Annotated in this window: 13 protein-coding genes; all 13 read left to right on the top strand. The window is 36.0% G+C overall.

Going from position 1 to position 23,077, the window contains the following annotated elements:
• Positions 1-6 precede the first annotated feature (6 nt).
• The 13 genes from lysS (at position 7) to dndD (ending at position 23,068) form a co-directional block, all read left to right on the top strand.
• A complete protein-coding gene (gene lysS, locus BUF11_RS20390; RefSeq protein ID WP_073590716.1) occupies positions 7-1,512 on the top strand; it encodes a lysine--tRNA ligase in 1,506 nt (501 codons plus the stop codon).
• Positions 1,513-2,066: 554 nt separating this feature from the next.
• On the top strand, positions 2,067-2,255 hold the full coding sequence (locus BUF11_RS20395; protein WP_073590717.1) for a DNA-binding protein: 189 nt from the start codon (positions 2,067-2,069) through the stop codon (positions 2,253-2,255).
• A 28-nt stretch (positions 2,256-2,283) separates the two neighbouring features.
• Positions 2,284-3,663 carry an NERD domain-containing protein/DEAD/DEAH box helicase gene (locus BUF11_RS24850; protein WP_084558792.1) on the top strand — a complete coding sequence of 460 codons (1,380 nt, stop codon included), beginning with the start codon at positions 2,284-2,286 and terminating at the stop codon, positions 3,661-3,663.
• Positions 3,660-5,402, top strand: a complete 1,743-nt coding sequence (locus tag BUF11_RS24855; protein WP_084558793.1) for a UvrD-helicase domain-containing protein — start codon at positions 3,660-3,662, stop codon at positions 5,400-5,402. The genes BUF11_RS24850 and BUF11_RS24855 overlap by 4 nt, the downstream gene beginning before the upstream one ends.
• A 1-nt stretch (position 5,403) precedes the next feature.
• Positions 5,404-8,052, top strand: a complete 2,649-nt coding sequence (locus BUF11_RS20405; RefSeq protein WP_073590718.1) for a hypothetical protein — start codon at positions 5,404-5,406, stop codon at positions 8,050-8,052.
• A gap of 15 nt (positions 8,053-8,067) precedes the next feature.
• Positions 8,068-11,448 (top strand): SNF2-related protein, encoded by a 3,381-nt coding sequence (locus BUF11_RS20410; protein ID WP_073590719.1) that lies wholly within the window; start codon positions 8,068-8,070, stop codon positions 11,446-11,448.
• Positions 11,432-13,894 (top strand): DEAD/DEAH box helicase, encoded by a 2,463-nt coding sequence (locus BUF11_RS20415; protein ID WP_073590720.1) that lies wholly within the window; start codon positions 11,432-11,434, stop codon positions 13,892-13,894. Before BUF11_RS20410 ends, BUF11_RS20415 begins: the two co-directional genes overlap by 17 nt.
• A 12-nt stretch (positions 13,895-13,906) precedes the next feature.
• Positions 13,907-14,686: a hypothetical protein gene (locus BUF11_RS20420; protein ID WP_073590721.1), complete on the top strand. Its 780-nt coding sequence runs from the start codon at positions 13,907-13,909 to the stop codon at positions 14,684-14,686.
• Between the two features lie 15 nt (positions 14,687-14,701).
• Positions 14,702-17,788 (top strand): ATP-binding protein, encoded by a 3,087-nt coding sequence (locus tag BUF11_RS20425; RefSeq protein ID WP_073590722.1) that lies wholly within the window; start codon positions 14,702-14,704, stop codon positions 17,786-17,788.
• Positions 17,789-17,796: 8 nt separating this feature from the next.
• Positions 17,797-18,462 (top strand): hypothetical protein, encoded by a 666-nt coding sequence (locus BUF11_RS20430; RefSeq protein WP_073590723.1) that lies wholly within the window; start codon positions 17,797-17,799, stop codon positions 18,460-18,462.
• 79 nt (positions 18,463-18,541) lie between these two features.
• On the top strand, positions 18,542-19,609 hold the full coding sequence (gene dndB / locus BUF11_RS20435) for a DNA sulfur modification protein DndB (RefSeq protein ID WP_073590724.1): 1,068 nt from the start codon (positions 18,542-18,544) through the stop codon (positions 19,607-19,609).
• Positions 19,610-19,625: 16 nt separating this feature from the next.
• A complete protein-coding gene (gene dndC / locus BUF11_RS20440) occupies positions 19,626-21,134 on the top strand; it encodes a DNA phosphorothioation system sulfurtransferase DndC (protein WP_073590725.1) in 1,509 nt (502 codons plus the stop codon).
• Positions 21,131-23,068 (top strand): DNA sulfur modification protein DndD, encoded by a 1,938-nt coding sequence (gene dndD / locus BUF11_RS20445; RefSeq protein ID WP_073590726.1) that lies wholly within the window; start codon positions 21,131-21,133, stop codon positions 23,066-23,068. The genes dndC and dndD overlap by 4 nt, the downstream gene beginning before the upstream one ends.
• The last annotated feature ends 9 nt before the right edge of the window (positions 23,069-23,077 follow it).

The raw sequence follows: 23,077 nt of genomic DNA on the forward strand, positions 1-23,077 counted from the left end.
AGAAAAGTGGCTGAGGAAAAGATACAGGCGGAGGAAAAGGTACAGACAGAGCAGGAGCTTAATGAGCTTTTGAAGGTAAGAAGAAATAAACTTGCCGAGCTAAAAGAAAATGGCAAGGATCCTTTTCAGGTAATGAAGTACCAGGTTACACATCATTCAAAGGATATTGAAGAGGGATTTGAAGCACTTGAAGGAAAAGAAGTATCCGTTGCCGGACGTATTATGTCCAAACGTGTGATGGGAAAGGCTTCCTTCATGAACCTTCGTGATATTAAGGGTGATATTCAGGCATACGTAAAGAAGGATACCATAGGGGATGACTCTTATGCAGAATTTAAGAAATATGATATCGGTGATATTGTTGGAATAACCGGTGAGGTGTTTAAGACACATACGGAAGAAATCTCCATCAAAGTTACAAGTATTGTTCTTTTGACAAAGAGCCTTCAGATACTGCCTGAAAAATACCATGGACTTAAGGATACCGATACCAGATACCGTCAAAGGTATGTGGACCTTATTGTAAATCCGGAAGTAAAGGATACCTTCGTAAAACGCTCCTTCATTATAAGAGAGATTCGAAAATATCTGGACAGTAAGAACTTTATTGAAGTTGAGACACCTGTTCTTGTTCCCAATGCCGGCGGTGCTGCGGCGAAGCCTTTTAATACTCATCACAATGCGCTGGACGAAGATATTCATTTAAGAATATCCCTGGAGCTTTACCTAAAGAGATTGATTGTCGGCGGACTTGAGAGAGTTTATGAAATCGGAAGAGTATTCCGTAACGAAGGACTTTCTGTAAGGCATAATCCTGAATTTACCCTTCTGGAATTATATCAGGCATATACCGATTACTATGGCATGATGGATTTGGCAGAAGAGCTTTTCCGTACAGTGGCACAGAATGTACTGGGAACCACGACAATTTCCTATGACGGTGTTGAGATCGATTTAAGCAAGCCTTTTGAACGGCTTACCATGTTGGAGGCTGTTAAGAAATATTCCGGAGTTGACTTTACGCAGGTCAAGACCGAAGAAGAAGCAAAGGCGATTGCCAAAGAGCGTCATATTGAATATGAGGAGAGACATAAGAAGGGTGACATCATCAATCTTTTCTTCGAAGAATACGTGGAAGAGAACCTGGTACAGCCTACCTTTATTATGGACCATCCTGTGGAAATATCACCTCTTGCCAAGAGAAAGCCGGAGGCCCCTGATTTCACAGAAAGATTTGAGCTGTTCATTACAAAGAGAGAGATGGCAAATGCTTTCTCGGAATTAAATGACCCCATTGACCAGAGGGGCCGATTTGAAGCGCAGGAGGCTTTAAAAGCTGCCGGAGATGAAGAAGCCAATTCCATGGATGAAGACTTCTTAAATGCACTGGAATACGGTATGCCGCCTACAGGAGGTATCGGTATCGGCATTGACCGTCTTGTAATGCTGCTTACAGATTCCGCAGCCATCAGGGATGTTCTTTTGTTCCCGACGATGAAGAATAAGGAATAATAAAGCCTGTATTTATGCGGGTTTGAGAAAATTAAGGTCAAGATTTACGACCAACTTACGACCAAATAGTAAAGCATATTTAAAAGAATCTCTTGGAAACAGGGGATTCTTTTTTATATTCGAGTAAGGAGTATAATTTATGTATGATATATCAAAGAGTCCATGCGCATATCGTTCCGAAGACACGACTGTGCAACAATAGTCAGTTTGATTTCTCTCACTTTATTGTTGCCAATAAACACGTATGAATCATTTAATATGCCGTCTTTCCATGTCTAGTCGGATTCTTTTGAAACTTCTTAAAAATTCCCATTATCTAAGGTTGAGATACAATAACTAACTACTTGAAAAAGGAGTCAGCAAATAATTGACCACGTAATCGCACAAGGTCAAGTACGATGCACTACTTACCAGTTAGTAGATGAAGTAAATAAATACCAGTATTTACTGATTAGATACATATGGAAATAATTAGATTGATATTATTCGCAGTTAGGCTTATAATTTTTATGTCATGTTTTATTGATTATGATCGAGAAAATGGAGATCGAAGTATGGAATATTTATCAATACGTCAAACTGCAGACAAGTGGGATATTTCAAAGAGAAGAATCCAGGTCTTATGTGCAGATAACCGAATACACGGAGCAATTAAAATTGACTCATCATGGGCTATACCAGCGGATGCTGTTAAGCCGAAAGATGAGAGAGTTAAGAGTGGGAAATATATGAAGAATATATGATACTTGCTTATCAGTTAGGGGAAATATCATGGCTAAAATGATTGATCAAAAACCAGATGATTATAAGGGTGAAGCCAAAGTATGGCAAAGTATTTCTGACTATTTGCCAAGCGATGTTGTTGCCTATCACAATCGGGAGGTTAATGGAAGAGAATATGACTTCTGTTTGCTCATGGAAAACAAGGGTGTTCTTGTGATTGAAGTAAAAGGGTGGATGAGCTCAAAAGTCATTGTAAAAGGAATAGATGAAATTATAGTTGAAGGATATGATAAACCACAGAGATCACCTAAAAAACAGGCCAGAGCTTACAGGTTTGCTATATTGGGAAAGATATCGCAGAAATACAATGTGACTCCACTTGTCTATGATATGGTGTGTTATCCATTTATAACTGAAGATGAGTATCATTCTATTAAATTAGATGTTGTATCTGAGCCAAGTCTTACAATTTTTAAAGAAGATATTGAAAGTGAACAAGCATTACGAAATAAGATTAATCAAGCATACAAAGTGGCAGATATTATGCCGCATGCAGATTTTTCATATGACCTGATGCTAAAGATTAGGCATGACTTGGAACCTAATTTAATTATTTCAAAGACAGAGGTTAAGGAGCGCCCTTATTCAATGCTGTCAATTATACCTGGAAGTGTTGATGTTAGTAGGAGGATAGCAATAGTAGAGGCTTATTTTGAAGGCACAAAGCAAATTCTGTTTTTGGATGATAAGAATTCATATGTGCAAATTGTTGAGCAAATAGATTCAGAATTGAAGAAACATAATATGGATGTTAAGGGAAATAACCTTAGAGTTGGTTATGATAAAGGTGTTAAGAAATATTGCTTTGATACATCATTCCGTATTTTTAACTTTGATATGTATCTCATACATACACTTTCGAAAATCACCAGTGAAGATGTATATGTAGTAGAAGGAAAGGTAGATGCAAAGTCACAGGCAATTCTCAATCATATATCAGAATGTTGCACTTTTAATATTCAGCAGTATGGTGTAGAACACGCAACTACAGAGAAAAATATACTAGTAGAGGCAGGGGCTGGAACTGGTAAAACATATTCTATGGTTTCTCGCGTAGCTTATTTATGCAATAAGATTGATCATTCTGTTGCATCTTTTGCAGATGAAATTGCCATGGTTACCTTTACAAATGAAGCAGCCATAAACATGAAAAAACGTCTTAAGCAGATGTTTGTTAACTATTTTGTGTTAACAGGCAATGAGAGGTTCTTGAAGTTTGTTGAAGATGTAGACAGATCTAATATTTCTACAATTCATAAATTTGCAATAGAGTTACTTCGTAAGGAATCTTTATATACTGGACTGGGAACTAATTTCAAGATATCTGCAAATGAATATGATAGGGGAAAAAATATGATGTTTACTTGAGCGAGTTTCTTGAAAATATGGAAGAAGAAAACCCGAATTTTGCCAATGAGTTACCTGTACCGGTATATGATCTCAAGAAGAAAATCATGGGTATTGCAGATCGACTGTTAGATAAGAGCATTGATTTTGATTCCATCTCAGGGTCTGAAATGGGAACAACGGTTGAAAATAATATTCCGTACATGAATAAATTAATAGAGAGTGTTGTATTTCAGGCAGAGAGAGAATACTTGGATGGAATGAAGATATATAACGAGATTGACTTAAAAGAATGTATACTTATTTTGAATAAGATTCTCATAGAAGGTTGTACAAAGCTGGAGAATTATCATATCAGATATCTGTTTATTGATGAATTTCAGGATACGGACGATGTTCAGATTGAGGTGTTTCAAAGATTGCAGAAGGCAATTAATGCAGATTGCAAACTCTTTGTAGTAGGAGATTTAAAGCAGAGTATTTATAGATTTAGGGGAGCTAAACTTAGTGCCTTCACAAAGTTGAAGGGAAATAATAGTGATGGCTGGGATGTTCATAAACTGAATATAAACTATAGAACTGACAGTCGTTTATTGAATCTTTATGATGAAATATTCAAGAGTATGGGAAGTCAGGGAACACTCCCGTACACATATGAGAAAGACAGATTATCGAGTGAAGTATGTAAGGAAGCTAAAGATGAGGAGTTACTTGTATGCGTTCCTTGTCATGCAAAGGATGATGATATAAGATATGAGACTATCATGGGGATAATAAAGGCAGAAAAGATCAAACTTGAAAAGTTAATGGCACATAAAGAACTAAAAAAAGAAGAACGAACAATAGCTGTACTTGTCAGAAATAATTGGCAGGTGGACAGCGTTCTGAAAGCTGCTGAAAAAGATGGCGGAGAATTGAATATTGAAATTAAAACGGGCGGTGATCTGTTTCAGCTTGAATCAACTATAGATTTTTATAAGTTGGTTTCTGCACTTTGCAATAACACTAATCCTGTTTATTTGGCTAATTTTATAGAATCTAATTATACAGATTTGATATTAGATTATGCTAAACTTCGAGGCCTTTCTGAAACGGAGACAAAGAAAGAATTAGTTCGTGTTTTAGATGAATTCTTTGAACTACGCATGAGAAAAACATGGAGAAAGGTTGTTAGTGAAGTGTATTCACAGCCAGTTTTGTTTGTACTTAAGCAGATATACGAAGCACTAAGACCATGGAAGCAATATAGTAAGCAGTTTGATGGGCAAAAGTTCTATATGTCCAATTATGAATACCTACTAGAAAAGATAATCAAGTTTTCAAGGGTTGATGCGCTGACATTAAACCAGATTAATGTATATTTGGGGATTAATATATTGACAGGACAAAGGCAAATGGCCAGGACAGTTGAATTTGATGATAAAGGAATTCACATCGTTTGTACGACTGTACATAAATCAAAAGGACTTGAATATGCAACGGTTATCTTGCCTTACACAGATGATGATATTGGGAACACAAATAAGGTCAAACTCGAGGCAAACTACTTAGAATCCAAGATGTCTTATGTTGTTCAGTTCGAAAATAAGATAAGAGAAAGTAATTCAAACTATTGTGACCCGGATGAGTTTAATGAACAAATTGCTGAAGAATCAAGAATATTGTATGTAGCATTAACAAGGGCGATAAAGAATTGCATTTGGATAAAAAATATCGATGACAAGTCACCAATTAGCTGGGGATCTATTTTGGAGGATTAAGATGTCTATTGAAATATATGTGTATCATGATCCATACAGATTAAAAGAAAACAAAAATCTATGGAAAAAAATAATAAAATGTCCATATTTCTGTGTCTCACAGACGCTTGTAAATGGACTTCGGAAAATCTATAGCAAGGATTTTGAGGCTGGAAGAGTTACAACTGTGCGTAATTTGACAGAGTCACTATATTCAGAATGGCTAAGCACCGCATGTGCAGTGAGACAGCATACTGATATTGATAACATCATCAATGCCGGTACATTTTCAGTATTATCTGATAAAGATCAGGAGAACCTTGGAAAAGCCTTTTTGTTCAATAGAGATGATGTATTTACTAGCATTAGGACAATGTTCGAATTAAGAATGGACATAAATGACATTGTCGAGGATAAGCTCACTCCGGAACAGGTATACATAGTTGAAATATTTAACAAGGTTCTAAACTCAGATAAGAAAAAAGATTTTGAATTAAAAGAGGACTTTTCAATTGAAGAAGTAACACAAGCGTTAATAGATGCGGTCACAAAGGCGAAAGAAGGATTTGATGTTGGTTCTTTAGATTTAGATACTGTTGTAATTCATGGCGTGCACCAGTTTTCACCGATTATGCTTCGAACGATAGAAGAGATTGGTAAATATAAAAATGTGATTTTACTATTCAACTATCAAAAACAATATAAAACTGTATATCAAACTTGGATTGATATTTATTCAGCATTTGACTGCCCTATTGTTGATGAGGAGGGAAACGAGTTTTACTCTACAGATTCTTCATCAGTTAGCTATGAAGGAAATGTACTTGCTGATAATATTGGAAAAATGCTCAACGGCAGAAAAGATGATGTGGTAATAAGTAAACCATATGAAATCCTTGAATTTGATAACATGACTGAATTTGCAGGATACACAGCAAAGGTCTTCGAAAATGCGCAGAAAAAAGATCCTGATCATCCAATGACGGCTATGAGCGAACAGATATATGCTGCGGATAGCTCTGCCAATGATATTCTTAAAATTTATTTTCCTGATCAGTTTGGCGAAAGACAGTTTTTGAATTATCCGTTAGGGCATTTCTTTATTTCGATTGCCAATATGTGGGATACCGGAACAAATGGAATAAATATCGCTGATATTAATGATATAGTCGAATGTCTTGGGGCTGGTATCTTAGAAGAAACACGTCCTGGAGAACTGGTTTCGATTTTTGAAAAAATAAAAGCATTATTTGATGGATGTACTACAGTAGATGAGATGCTTTCTCGTCTTAAACGTGTGTGTAAAAACCAAAAGTATATAACAGATACCACTCGCCAGAAATATGTAAATCATATATCATATTATGCAATATCTGCAGAGGAAATTGGAAGGCTTGAAAAGGCACTAAATGATTTAGAAGAGCTGGCTGCATTTTTTTATGAGGATTTTGAAAAAAGGCCACATAACTTCAAAGACTTTTATAATCGACTTAAAAAATATCTTCAAGAAGAAATTGTTGAAGATAGACAGCTTGATGATGACTTTTCCGATATTATCAGTAGGGTACTTGCAAGATTAGATGAGGTTGAATCTATCGATGCTTCTGCGTCATTTGAATGTTTAAAGTCTACTATGTCTCTGTATTTGGTTCAAGAAACAAAGCCAGGGAAAAGCGCAAACTGGATTGTTCGTAATTTTGAGCAGATTGATGGTGATGTTTTACGAACTCACAATGATGAAAAGACAACTCTACATTTTGCATGCCTGTCTGATGAGGATATGAACGGGGGTAAAAATTCAGAGTTTACTTGGCCGTTGAATGCAGACTTTTTTGAAGTGGCGCAGGATCCTGTAGACTGGAAATATCAAGTATATGTTAGATCTAGAAAAGAATATAAGTATTTTAAAAGATATGCATTGATCTTTGGCCTTCAGTTTAACAGAGGTAAATATAAGCTTAGCTATGTAAAAAGAGATGGAGATCGAGAAAAAGATCCGTATTATCTTTTAAAAATCCTCGGGATTGAAGAAAGGAAGTATTCAGCGACTCATTTTGGCGAAAAATTAGAGGACACAACTGGAATAATCCTGAAAGGAAGTAACGGAGCTGCATTCAATCATTATGATTATTACAGATACAGAATATGCCGCTATAGATTCATGATGGAGTCGCTGATAGAAATGAATACGGTATATAAAGACAATTTTTTGCTTATGAAATATCTGGAAGTATGGCTTGAGAATGAAACGAAAGAGAAGATGCAGGGATTACCATGTAGCGAGGTTGTTTTAGTTGAAAAACTAAATGAAATATATGATGAACTGAAAAAGTATTTTCCGTATGTGCTAAATATCAACCGCATGGATGTGATTAATAATGTACGTGGAAGATTGAGCAGTCAAAAGAAATTCCCTGTATTAACTGAAAAAGATCGCGAATATATGATGATCCGAGATCTTTTCATTTATAAAAAGCTTGAGGATCCAAAGAATTATAAACAGGATGTTCTTAAAGATATATTTATAGAAGTAAATCAGGATAAAATTGATCAAGAACTGGCAGAGGAAAAGCTAAATAACTTTAAATATAAGGCCAATTCACATATTTGGTGTAAGTATTGCACTAATCGAGAAATATGTGTTACTTATTATGCTAACACAGATCAGTAGATGGAGATGACAATTATGATAGCAGAGAAAATGTATGTTAGATGCCCTGCAGACAAGGAAAGTATGACCGATCCGCGAGTTTTTGTATGTGGACAGGTTATAAAGAGGGATGAGTTTCAAAAAACAGTTAGTGTCATGATATTTGACCCATTTAATTATTTGCTATTTTTTGAAGATATTCTAAAAGGAAAAATTGAACTACCTGAATCTGTAGTGGATCATTGCAGTATGTTTATTAACTCTGTTGTTGTATACAAAAAAGAGTCATGTAAAGTGTTGTCTTGTATTAAGGAAAAAGATGGATTTTTCTACTACTATATTCAGAATATAAATAGCAAGGAAGTTCTTAAGGTATGCGAAAAAGATATAGTCGCTTCATTTAACAATGGACAGGTAGATCCGGCGTTACAATTGAGACGTTATGAGTTTCAGAATCCATGCTGGTATTTTGGAAGAACTATAGTTTCCAGAAGTATGAATATTCTCGAAAATTCAATGTATGGTTTCAAGGAACTGGCAGGGTCAAAGATATATCTGCTACCGCATCAGATTAACACTATTATGAGATGCCTACAGGAAGATCCATGCAGATATATGCTTGCTGATGAAGTCGGAATGGGAAAGACAATAGAGGCTATTTCTGTATTTAAAATTCAAATACAGAACAAGAGTAACGTGCAGGCTTTAATCGTTGTTCCCAAAATGCTAAAGGCACAGTGGGAAACGGAACTTTTATTCAAATTTAAAATATCGCTTGAACCAGATACAAATAACAATTCTGTAACGCTTAAAGCCATAGACGAACTTACTATGGATGATTTGAACCATAATTGGGGATTTGTAATAGTTGACGAGGTTCATAGATATCTAGTTGATGAATTTCAGTATAAGAAGCTGCACACGATAAGCATTAACGCAAAAAATATACTTCTTCTAAGCGCTACACCTGTCCAACAGAAAAAAGATGAATACCTGGACTTACTTAGGTTGTTGCTTCCTCAAAAATATGATTCGTACACATCGGAAGAATTTGGCGAGCTGGTTGAAAAACAGAGCAGGATAATACAAAAAACTGCTTTAATCTTAGATGACCTTGGCGATTATGAAGAAGAGATAGAGGCGGCGAAAGTAGATGAGACCGATCCACATGAAAGTGAAGACTGCCAGGATCTTTTTGAGGAAATACATGATGATCTTGAAGAAATCTGTGAAGAATTAGCAGATGAAAAACTAACAGATTTATTCGAAAAAATAGATATTAATGCTGATGATTTAGCAGTATATTCTATAAAAGTTGTTATTTCATACATTTGCAGTAACTACCAGATTGAAAGCAATATTATAAGAAATAGAAGAAAAATCCTTGAATCTGAGGATAGTGAAGAAAAACTTATGGCTTCGCGGGAATTAGAAGAGCTAAGCTATTGTTTGGACGAGGATAAAAATGTATATGAAAGTCTAACATATCAAGGTCTTACTGACTGGATTCTGATGGAAACCGAAAATGAGAATCTTGATGTTGAACAGGAAGTTAAACCATTACTGTCAGCTTTTTTTAGTTCGCCTTGGGCTTTTTCAAAGCAACTCCATGACTTAAAAATATCAAACACGGATGGGTCTATTAGTGATAATGCAAAAAAATGGGAGAATTCAGAACAGTATAATTTAGATCATATTGATGAAATAATGAATGACCCAGATTCCTTTGCTGATAGTTTCTCTACAAGGCTGATTACAATTCTTAATGCCTTATATGATGAATATTATGATAAGAAAATTGTCTTATTCACTAATTTCATAGAGACTTTTTCAGCCTATCGTAGTGCACTTCTTAAAATGTTCAAACCGGAAGAAATCAGTTTCTATGGAGCGGATATGTCAGCTGAAGAAATTGAGATAAATGCTTTTAGGTTCCAGAATGATCAGGAATGTCGAATTATGCTTTGTGACTACACCGGAGGAGAAGGAAGAAATTTCCAATGCGCAGACTATATATTGCACATAGACTTATCATGGGATGCTAGTTCGATTGAACAGAGGATTGGACGTTTGGATCGTTTGGAGAGAGATCCGTCCAGACCAATTGTGTTTTCGGTTGTTGTTCATACAGAGGATACTTTCGAGGATGCATTATTTAAATTTTATAAAGATGGTCTCCATATCTTTAATCAATCATTGAGCGGTATGGAAATAATCATGAAGGATATTAACAATGAAATTGTCACTGCAATAAGAGAAGATTTCAAATATGGTCTTTTTGATAGGATACCGAAGATAATAGAACTTGCTTCTTCTATGAGAGACGCGATTCGCAAGGAGCAAAACTATGATGCTGCAGGCTTTATATTCAGACCGATGTATATGGAATTGAAACGCCTGATTAATTACTATGCGCAAAATGAAAACCAGCTCTTTGCAAATACAATGATCAATTGGGCAACTCTTGCCGGATTCAAAGGTCAAAACTGTAAAAATGAAACAATTATGTATTCGGCTTCGTCTTTTTCACCACAATCAGCTATTAACTCGCAACTTATCCCGCCTAAGTGGAATGAATATTTGGATGAGAAACAAAATAAGATTGTGAATGATGTCCAAGCAGCATACAACAGATCAAAATCAATAAAGTCAGTAGACAGATCAATCAGGGGAACGTTTATAAGAAAAAATGCTATAGAGAACGATTATCTTCATTTCTTCGCACCAGGCGACGAAGTTTTCGACTGTATCGTGGACAATGCAATTAATTCATGCAAAGGTCAGGCCAGTGCATTTGTATTACCTGCAGGAATTAATTGGTGCGGAATTGTTTTTGTATGGTCCTTGATGCCAAACATCTCTTATCTGTTAGATAGCAATGTATCTATCTATGCTCTTAGCCCGTACAGAAATTATCTTATGTCTGAGCAGGTTGTTGTCCCTATTTCAATAGTTAATGAAGAATCAATAAGTGATGAGATGGTTATTCGAGAGTTTACACAGATAATCAATAGTGGATTTAACAAGAGCAAGATTGTACATTTGGGAAAACGAAGCAAGTCTCCTGGTTTAATGAGAACGACTATTCCAGAAGACTTAACCAATGTTGGATGGTTCAAAACTACATATTCAACAGAGAATTGGCAAAATATAGTTGCTAATGCACGTAAAGAATCTGCAGAAAAAGCGCATGAGGTTTTTAAAAAAAGATCTAATGTACGCGGCGCTAGGGAAGAGATGGAGAGAAACCTATCAGCAAGAGTAGCAAATGCGGAGTTTTATGGGATAGATGATGATGGAATTGAGGAATTAAGAGATACGCAGCAGATTATTCTTGAGAGTATAAGACATCCGAAACTGGTATTGGATTCTGCAACTTATATTTTGATGGTGAAGACGAATGAAGAATCAGAGTGAATTGGAAATTCTTGTTGAAAAGTATATTGGTGGGAAGTTAGAAAAGCTTGTCATAGACTATAGTATTGCAGAAAATGTTGTAGATATGTTTGCTTTAAAAACAGTTAAAAGACTGTTTATTGCTTATGAATTATACAAAGGAAGTCGCTCATTTTATGAAGACTTTTTATTGGCGATTCGTGAGTATTTATTAGTGTTTAAAACAAGTATATCATTGCCATTTCGCATTCCTAAGACAAATGATTATGCCATTTCATTCGATGATGAAAAGCAACGTTATTTTACTTCATTACAATTACCGGATGGAGTCATAACGGATTTTGTAAACCAAGTATATTCTGGAAATGCACCTATAGAAACAGAGTCGGGTTATATCCTAACAACGGATCCTTTTATATACCACCTGACGGAGTTCTCGGCTTTTAAAACACATGCGCAGAAACTATCTGTATATGGTGCATTGAATACACCGGATGGATATACAACATTGGTATCACTTCCTACTGGCGGTGGAAAGAGTTTAATTACCCAAACCATTTCATATCAAAAAGACGGGCTTACCATTATTATTGTTCCTACTGTATCGCTGGCAATTGATCAGGTTCGAGTAGCAAAGCAGATAATCAAGAATCGTGATGTTGATGCTGAAATCTTTTCATACAGTAGTGATGTGGATGCTGCACCAATAATAAAGGCAGTAAAGGATCAGACGGCGAAAATGCTTTTTATTTCACCGGAAGCGCTCATTAATAATCAGGGATTTAAAAATGCGATAAGCGAGGCAAACAAGAAGAGGTACCTGAAAAATATAGTAATTGATGAGGCTCATATTGTTGTTGACTGGGGGGCTTCTTTTCGTGTTGATTATCAGTGCCTTGAATCCTGGAGGAAAAATCTTATATTTTCTAATCCGAACTTAAGGACTTTTTTACTCTCTGCAACATTTGAACAGAAAAGCATTGATATATTAAAGTCTTTTTTCTCTCAAGAAGACAAATGGATTGAGGTTAGGTGCGATGAATTGCGCCATGAACCAAGATACATGGTAATAAATAATAAGTCATATACAGCTAAACAGAAAAAACTTATTGAACTCGTAAAGAAATTGCCACATCCTATGATTATATACGTGGCAAGGCCTGTAGAGGCGGATGAGCTAAAGAAATTGCTTCATGAAAATGGAATAAATAATGTTGTGACATTTACTGGGTTAACAAGTAATTCCAAGCGTAGAACACTGATCGATGAATGGGTTGATGATAGATTTGAAATAATGATAGCTACCTCTGCATTTGGTGTAGGCGTGGACAAACAGGATGTAAGGACTGTAATACATACCTATATTCCAGAAAATCCAAATGCATATTATCAGGAACTTGGTAGGGGTGGAAGAGACAGACTGCCATGTCTTAGTGTTTTATGCCTTTACATAGAAGATGAGAAAATCGGGCGCAATCGTATTTCTAAACGAGTCTTAACTACGGAGAAATTAGTCAGACGTTGGGATAGCATATATAACAATGTGAATTCAAGACGTCTTGATAACAAAATATACATTGACACAACTATTAAGCCTAACTATGCACTGGATCCGATGGATGATTCACCAACTAGTGATACAGATATGAACTGGAATGTGTATGTCTTGCTGTTCCTTAGAAGATATGGCTTGATCAGGGTTGATGATGTTATAACTGAGAATGGGAAGTATATTTTTATTGTACAAATATTGGATGATGCACTAAGAAGTACAGATGATGCACTGACAAATGTTATTGATCACTACAGGTCTTTGGAGTGGGAATCATTTTCAGGTGCTTATTCCAGAATGGTAATTGCAACGAAAAAAATTAATTCGGAATGCATATCAGAGATGTTTTATGATACATATCAGAAAGTGTCTGAATATTGCGCTGGATGTAATGCACATACAACAGCAATTATTGGAGATTCTAGAGATTATCCGTTAAAAATGCCAGTAAGAGAACCTAAAAAATTGATAAGCTCTGAAGCAATGGCATTTGTTGGAGACGGAGATGATATGGCTATTATGGCTCCGAATAATGTAGATATCAGTACTATGAAGATATTAGCTAAAAAAGGAATCTCTACTGTCATACTAATGAATGACGAAACATCCAGTATTTGTAATGATATTATATGCAAGCTTGATGCCAGAAATATGTTTATTATTGGCGAAGAGGAACTGCTGGGATTGATAAAAATATCGGCATATTACTTTATATCAGGAGTAGTTGCTGTTATATATCCAAATGATGACGGTAAGGCATTTGAAAAGTACAGAATTGTGAAACAGTATCTTGTGGGACGGTCGGGCATAAAAGTTGTTCATATAATTAGTCATAACTTTGAGTTTAAAAGTATTGATAAGACATTTACAGAACTGATAGCAGGCCAGGTGACTGCGTTAGAAAACATTATTTGATGGAGGTAAAGAATGTTTGGAGATAAAATGGTTACTCCTGCAATTCCTGAGAGAGTATATGCGCTATGCAAATTAGTTGAAAAAGGCCCAGCTACAAATGCAGACTTGAGGGCCCGCATGGAACCGGATTACTTAGAAAATGGTACATCATATTATGCTGATTATAGAAATGCTGCCGAAGAATTAGGGTTGATTTCTATATCAGATGATTTGATTTCTTTAGCTGTTGATTCTAAGACAATCAAGACTATGGATTCGATGAGAGTTTATATAAATGGTAAACTTGATAATTTTAATGATGGACAATTTTATGCAGTAACAAAAGCCCTTTTTGAGAAAGACACTAATATTCTGAAAGGCGAAAAAAACATAGCTAATATGGGACCGGAATTATCACAGTTAACTGGTCTACCAGTTGATGCCATGGCAATACGTGCATGGAGATTCTGGGTATCTTATCTAGGATTTGGATACCTTCAAGACATGTTCTTTATCCCAAATGCAAAGGTTTTTATCTGGGATGTTATTTGCAGCTCGGAATTGGAGAAAGGAAAATTATATTCAGTAAGTGATTTTGTTGATGCTATTAGGCCGGCATGTAATATAGTGGTGAACTCAATAACGGCAAGACAACGGTTCAATTATGGAGTTTCTAATGGATTGAGGGCTCTCTATGATAGCGGTCTGATTAAGCTTCAGCATATAGGTGACCAGAAAGATATGTGGGAAATCTATCCAATGGTAGCCCATCCATTCAATGATTCAGTAACCAACATAACGATATGTAAATAATCGAGGGGGCTAGATATGAACTCAGAAATAGCAAAAGAAAGAATTTCATATGTTGTAAAACCAGATTCTATTACTGCCTCTCAGGGAGATTTTCTTGCAACACATGTGGCAATTAAACGTATACATATTTTGGATAAGTTTGTGCTCATGCCAACTAAAGAAAAAGCATATACCGAAGAGCAGATCTTTACGAATTATGTACTTAATCCTAACAATCTGCATCAGTTCATTGTTGTTTATGGTCAAAGTGGAACCGGAAAATCACATTTGATTAGATGGTTTGAAGCAAAATTCCAGCAGGCAAAACTGGAGAATGAAGTTATTCTTTTTATTCGAAGGAGTGATAACACCTTAAAGGGAACTATTAGGCAACTTTTAGAAAAGCCTGAAGTGCAAGGAATAAGCAATAGAGAAGTGTACGAACGTCTTGTCAAAGCGTCTGTTTCAGTAGATGAAAATAAGCTGAAAGACATGATCTATCACAATTTTATTATTGAGATACACAATGATAATGATGAGCATGATATCGAAATCAATAATGTGAAAAGGAAAAGACTTGAGGCTTTTTTGAACAATGAAATAGTTCATGATCATTTGATGTCATTTGATGGACCTATAGAAAGAATGTACTCTAGAATTGCAGAACATACTCTGGTAGACAGGGATACTGTTGCTAAGTTTGAGCCAAAGGATTTTTATGTATCTACAGATTTTTTTGATAATATACAAAGAGCTGGAGCAGACCCTAAAGCAGAGAAAATGGCCAGAGAGTTTATGGCTGATGATACAGGAAAAGAAGACGCGGAGAAAATCGCAGCATATCTCAATCAATTTGTGAATGACGTTATTCAAAGATGTGCAGGAATAGAGCCTGGTGATTTCAAACAGATATTTCAAGACATTCGAAAAGAATTATATAAGCTTGGAAAAAATCTAACGCTGTTCATAGAGGATGTTACTTCCTTTACTGGTGTTGATACTGCCTTGCTTGATGCACTGATGGAGGAGCACACTGGTGTTAGAAATGGCGAAAATATCTGCAGATTGTCTTCTGTGGTTGGAACAACAGGTAACTATTTGCAGCACAATTTTAAAGATAACCATAAAGACAGAGTAACGAAATATGTTTATATTCCTAGTGATGTACTGGATGAATCTGGCTTATTTGAGTTTGTAGGAAGATACTTGAATACAATGTCTTTGCCTGAAGAAATTGTAGAGTCGTGGGTGAATAATCAAGCAAAAGCAGAAGATTATCCTATTCACGAAGCGAAAGAAGGAAGTAACTGGGAAACGCATGATTGTGGATTTGGGAAAAAAATAAGTCTATATCCATTCACAAAGGTAAGTATTAAGTATTTATATCAGTATGGCCTCACTAATGGTCATAAGACACCCAGATATGTAATAAGGGATATTATTGAGCCCGTTGTTAATGACATTTTATATAATCCTCAAGACTTTCCGAGTGTTAAATATAACATGGTTAATGTTAATACGACTCTAAGTTTCATGATTCATAATCAGGTGAAGGATGAAGATCAGACAGATAGAGTTTTGAGATTCATCAGCATTTGGGGTAACGGAAAGCCGGAAAAGTATGAAGATAAAGGAATATCATACATTGCGGGAATTAATGAAAAAATATATGAGGAACTGAGTCTACCAATATTAAAGTTTGGTGAAATAAAACCTGGACCAACGCCTGGACAAGGATCAATTACGGAACCACGACCGACTCCGGGACCTGCACCAGTACAAAACCCAGAACAGAGACCCGTATCTCCAGAGAAAATAAAAAGGTTTAATGATGCAAATATTATTTTAACTAAGTGGTCAATTGGCGCGGCAATCGATCTTTCGGCAACTGGTGGTACATTAGGTATTATTCGTGCTGCTAAGGAAGATATGTGTAACTTTCTCTTTTCAGCTATTAACTGGCAGGCAGAAGGAATGTCAATGGATAATGTCTCAAAAGTGAAGGCCTCTGCAGCAAAGCTTGTTATTTTTGAAAAACAGACTAAAGGAACGGGCTTTTATATTCTTCCGGCAACATGGGATAGCTTAAATATAGTAAGTGCATTTATCAGATGGAGAGAATATGGAAATCAAAGTTGGGATTATCCGGATTCTGATTTTGATGCATATTTAGTCACTTCATGGACTTCAACTGTCAAGGATGAGGTAGTAAAAGCTGTAGGAGAATATAAGAAAAATACTCCGGTAAATTATATTGATGCAGCTGTTGCTGCTGAAATGTATAGATTAATCCTTTGCGGAGAATTCAGGGAAAGATCTCTTAAGAATCTTACAGCAGATTGTCTGTATACAAATAAGCCTAATAAGGCAATGCAGAATTCACATAGTAAAGAGTGGAATTCACTTGTAAATTTAATCAACCAAAAGGGAGCCGATCAAACAAATCGTGATACCATTAGACAGTATTTTAATATTACCCAGGGTAGTGGCGGTACTGTGGTTGTTTTAGATGCACTGGGATTAGCAAACACTGTAAGAAGAGTAAAAACTAATAAATTAACTATCCCGGAAGATGACCAACAGGCTGATGACAAAGTAAAACTTAGACGAGATGCATATACATACCTACAAGACATTTTGGAACGCATAGACAGCGTGTCAAAGGCGGAATTATTTGCTTCAAAGGAATCCCTAAATCTAATTATCGACAAATTTGATGATGATAAAATTGAAGAAGAAGATATTTTGAAATTGGTGGAAGTAGCAAAGAAATTCTATGAGAATGTTGAAAAAACACAGATAAACATTTCAGTAAATTCAACGGATAAGGTTAAAAAATTAGCTACACAGATTGCAAAGGCTTTGCACGATATCAGCGAAGTAATGGATGAAGCCGACCCGCTAACAATACTTATGACATTTTCATCAGATCCGGTAAGTATACTGCAACCTTTAGTAGACTTATTAGTACAGCTTGATAAGGATATCGAAACTGTTGACCTGAAGATGGCGAAAAGACTTGAAGCTGTGCAAGATATACAACCGTCAAAAGAAAATCAAAGATATACGCTGGAGATAGAACAATTGGATAAGTGTGAACAGAAATTAAATGGAATGAGGTGATTGAACATATGATAATAAGTGAAATGGAAAAGCGAGTTATTGATATGGGAAATCTCCGAAAGCTTGAGGACTTGCAAGCAAACAAAGCACAACAAGACCAGACCGATGCAAAATATCGTATACTCGTGACGCAACTTGATAAGCACTCAGAAGTTATGGCTTTTCTTAAAAACAGCAACAATATTTCTCAACAGAATATAATTCTTGATGAGATACAGGCATTAATCGATGAACTCCGTAAGGCCGTTGATTCTGGATTGGCAGACAAAGACGATGTTAAGTCTGCGGATGGCAAATTTACTAGCTTACAAGTTGATTCAAAGAAAAACTGGCAAAAACAGTATTCTGATCTCACGGGTGCCACCGTGAGTACATTGAAGGTCATATCTGGAATTGAATCGGAGAAGGTCAACGAATGCTTGGACAAGATTAAACAGGCTGATACCTGGACGCTTGACCTTAATACGTTTAAGAATCTCTCAAAAAGTCTGGAAAGTGCAAATGAGTTGATCGATGGGCTTGGCTTGGATCCGGACATAGTTACATTCCTGCAGAACATGAATTCTGGAAAGGCAACATTAAAAGATTTGTCAGATAAAGTGCTTAACTGGATTAGGGAAGAGGATTTATCTGGTAGAATCAAGCTTTCTTTCTCGATAGGGTTGAGAAAGTAATCAAATGTGTATAATTATTAATTGACTTGATAGCATTACAAGGATATACTTAAGTATATCCTTTTTGAATGGAGAAAATATGGATTTTATATATAAATTTCCGGTTGTTAAAGGTGTCCAGGCTGGCAAGGAATATTACATAGCCATGGTTCCACTGAATATGCTGACAAAGCTGTTTCCTTCAAATGAAGACGAGTTTGTACTACCGGAATATAGAGCACAAAGGAAGTTGAACGAGGCAAGAATACCGGTAATTAGTAAATATATTCTTGAAAATCGTGATAGTTATGTTTTTTCGGCTTTAGCTGCCTCTATCGATGGGAAATATAAATTTATGCCAAGTGGCCTCAATAATGATACAGGTATGCTTGAGGTTTCTATGGACTCTAAGTTTCTGATCAATGATGGTCAACATAGAAAGTCTGCAATATTAGAAGCTTTACGAGAAGATGAAAGTCTTGGAGATGAAACAATATCTATTGTTTTTTATGCTGATAAGGGACTTGAAAGAAGTCAGCAGATATTTACAGATCTGAACAAAAATGCGGTCAAAACATCAAATTCAATTGCAGAGTTATATGACTCACGTGATGAGATGGCTGTAATGACAAGGAATGTCATATGGAATATAGAGTTTCTGAATTTATACACAGATAAAGAAAAAGACATACTTGGCAAGTTTTCTTCGAGTCTCTTTACGTTGAATACATTTTATACAGCAAATAAGCTTATAGTAGGTAGAAACATAGGGAAGAATGCAGAAGCATTTCTGAATGAGTATTGGTCACATATTGTAAAAAATATGCAACAGTGGCAGGAACTGCAAAACAAGGAAATTACAAAAGTTGATTTGCGAGAAAATTATATTGCAACGCAAAGCATAGTTATTCAAGCCCTGGGAAGAGTAGGTAATTATTTCTATGTTCACAGTGATGTAAATATGGATGAGTATATAGAAAGGTTGGGCAATATAAATTGGAACCGTAATTCGAAAACATGGCTTATGCGAGCTATAGGTAAGAATGGGAGGATAATAACAAATAAAAAGGCAACATTGTTAATAGGCAACATAATAAAGATAGAAATGGGAATCCCTCTATCGCAGGAAGAGCTGGATGCGGAGGAGTCTCATAAGAAAATAGTATAGGAGAGTACGAACCTAGATGGGAAACATAACAAAAGAAACAATAGAAGGTATGCTGGAAACTGTCCGTAACTTATATTTGGCAGATGAAATTCCTTGGATGATTGGATACTCAGGGGGAAAGGATAGTACCGCAGCTGTTCAGCTTGTATGGATGGCAATAGAAGGGTTACCGGAGAAAGATAGAAAAAAACCTATTCATATCATGAACACCGATACACTGGTTGAGTCTCCAGTTGTGTCTAAATGGGTTGAAAAATCATTGGAGGCAATGAAGAAAAAGACCAAAGAAGAAAAATTACCTTTTGTGCCTGAAAGATTAATTCCGGATTATGATAACACTTTTTGGGTAAATCTTATTGGAAGGGGATATCCCTTTCCAAGAATGAAATACAGATGGTGTACCGATAGATTGAAAATACAGCCGGTAAACAAATTTATAAAAGAAAAGATAGCTGAGCACGGAGAGATAATCTTAGTCCTTGGAACAAGAAAACAGGAGAGCTCTCGCCGTGCGAGAACGATGCTCAATCTTGAAAAAAGGCGAGTTAGAGAGCTGCTTAGCCCGAATCCAACATTGGCTAATGAGCTTGTTTTTTCTCCTTTGGAAGCTTGGTCAGATGATGATGTATGGGTGTTTCTTATGCAATACAAGAATCCGTGGAATTATTCGAACATGGATCTTTTGACGATGTACAGAGGAGCAACAGCCGATAATGAATGCCCACTTATGGTAGATAAGAGCCTTCCGTCATGTGGAAAAAGCCGTTTTGGGTGCTGGGTTTGCACTATGGTTGAAAGTGATAAGTCCATGGAAGCAATGATAGCAAACGACGAAGAAAAAGAATGGATGACTCCGCTGCTTGAGTTCCGTAATCATTTTGGCGATTTAGTAGGCGACAGCAGTAGACGAAGCTTCAGGAGAATGAAAGGTAATTTGCAGGGTAATTATGGTAAACTATTTCATGGACCATATAAAAAGGAGGTACGTGAACAGTGGCTGCGTGAACTGCTGACAATTCAGAAGGATATAAATCAGAATGGACCTGAAGAATTTCATGATATCGAACTTATAAGGCTTTCGGAGCTTATGGCAATTCGACGTATTTGGCTTGAAAATAAGCATGAGTTTGATGATTCTCTTCCAAGAATTTACGAAGAAGTAATAGGGAAGGAATTTGAGGATCTTGAATGGATTCATAATGATAGTTTTGGAAAAGACGAGTGGGATATTCTTAGAGATGTCTGTACAGAACTTTATCCCGATGAAGAATTGTCATTTGAGATGATGTATTCATTAATAGATATTGAGAACAATGCATCCAATGTTAATTTGCGAAAAGGAATTCTGGAAAGTATTAATGAAGTAATCGGAAAGACATTCTATAAGAATGAAGAGGATGCAACAAAATTCTATACTGCCAAGATGGTACGTAAGAAAGAAAATGGCGGAAAATATAACGAAAAATTCTTGGACTATCAGACAAATGAATCTGAATATTCAGAATCAGAGGAAGAAGACGCATGATAATTAAAAGGTTTACTATGCATAACTTTGGAATTTATGCAGGTACAAATACATTTGAATTTAATAGTTATAAACCAATAGTTCTTATTGGTGGAATGAACGGCCGTGGAAAAACCACATTTCTCGAGGCTATTTTACTTGCTTTATATGGACCGAATTCGTTTGCATATAGTGAAAGTAATTATAAATCCTATAACCAATATTTGCGTTCATATGTAAATAGAAATGATGCCAGTCAGACTTGCTATGTAGAGCTCGAGTTTGAAATCGATAATGAAATTAAGGAAAAGTATCTTGTCCGAAGAGAATGGGATAGTGTTTCCAAAAGAACGAATGAGGTTATCACTGTAAAAAAAGATTATCAAGAGAGTGAATTTTTGAGCAAAAACTGGGCAATGTTTGTTGAGAACATTCTTCCAAGTGCCCTTTCAAGCTTCTTCTTCTTTGATGGTGAAAAGATTGCTAATTTAGCAGTTGATGAAACGAATGACCAGCTGAAGGAATCTATACGATCAATGCTTGGCATTTCAATATTAGATGTATTGAATAATGACCTGACCCGTAACATAAAAAAAATTGGAAAAGAGAATAAGACATCTGAGGCGGCTGAAAGAGTTCAAAAACTTCGAGAAGCAAAAGATTCCGCTTTACAAGATCTTAACAAAGTGGATCAGGAAATATTGAAGATAGAGGACAAAATTGCAAAGGATAACGATCAGCTTGTGACACTGCATCAGAAATACATAGCAAGAGGTGGAGATGCTGCGGAACAGCGCCAAAAAACCCTCGATCAAAGGGCGAAAGTAAATGCTGAGTACGCCTCAAATGAGGAACAGCTTATGGTTTTAGCATCAGGAGAACTTCCACTAGCATTGGTAAGAGATCTGATCATGGAAATAAAGCTGCAAGCGGAAGATGAGCATGATGAGGCAATTTTGAAGCAGTCTTTATCTCAGATAAGTGTGTTATTTGATGAGTTCAAGTCAACTTATACAGAAAACGCCGATGCAGGAAGCAAGTTTATAGAGTATATCAGTAGAAATGTTGAGGATAATGTAACTGAACCGCTTTACCAGTTATCGGATTTGGCTTTATTCCAAACAAATTCATTGGCTGAGAGCAAAATTGAGGAATCACTGAAAGTAGCTCGTGCTACGATATCCTCAAAAAGAAAACTCAAGAGACAGCTGGACGAGTTTGATAGTTACCTTTCTGTGGATGTAAATGAAACGGAGCTAACTGAAATATATGGAAAGATAAAAAAAGCTGAACAGATTTGTATAGAGGATAAGGTCAAACTGTCAGCACTACAACAGGAAAGGACATCAATTAATTCGAGAGTGATATCGTCTACTGCTGAATTTAATCAGGCAGTTGAAAAGTATCTATCTCAGGCTGAAACGCAAGACGAGACTGATAGAACTATTAAGTATACCAATATGGCGATGCATATCTTGGATAAATACATGATTGCATTACAGACAAGAAAAACTGATGTTTTGGGTCAAACCATAACGGAGTGTTATAAAAAACTGGCAAACAAGAAGAACCTTATAGATACGATTGTTATGGACCCGATGACATTAGATCTTAAGTATTTGTCGTCGCAAGGGAAAGAAGTTCCGAAGAGTTCATTGTCCGCAGGTGAGAAGCAACTAATGGTTATTGCTATATTATGGGCACTTGCTATATGTTCGAAGAAAAAGCTTCCTGTGATAATTGACACACCATTATCAAGATTGGATTCGTTACATAGGACTGCGTTAATAAAAACATATTTTCCTAATGCAAGTGCGCAGACAATTATTCTTTCTACAGATTCAGAGATAGATCAGAGCTATTATCAAATGATGGTTGAAAATGTAGGTGATGAGTTTACGCTGGACTATGATGAATTAACAAAGAGTACAACAATAAGAAGAGGGTATTTTTAGGTGATAGCA

The sequence above is a fragment of the Anaerocolumna xylanovorans DSM 12503 genome (assembly GCF_900143645.1).
Lineage (GTDB): Bacteria > Bacillota > Clostridia > Lachnospirales > Lachnospiraceae > Anaerocolumna > Anaerocolumna xylanovorans.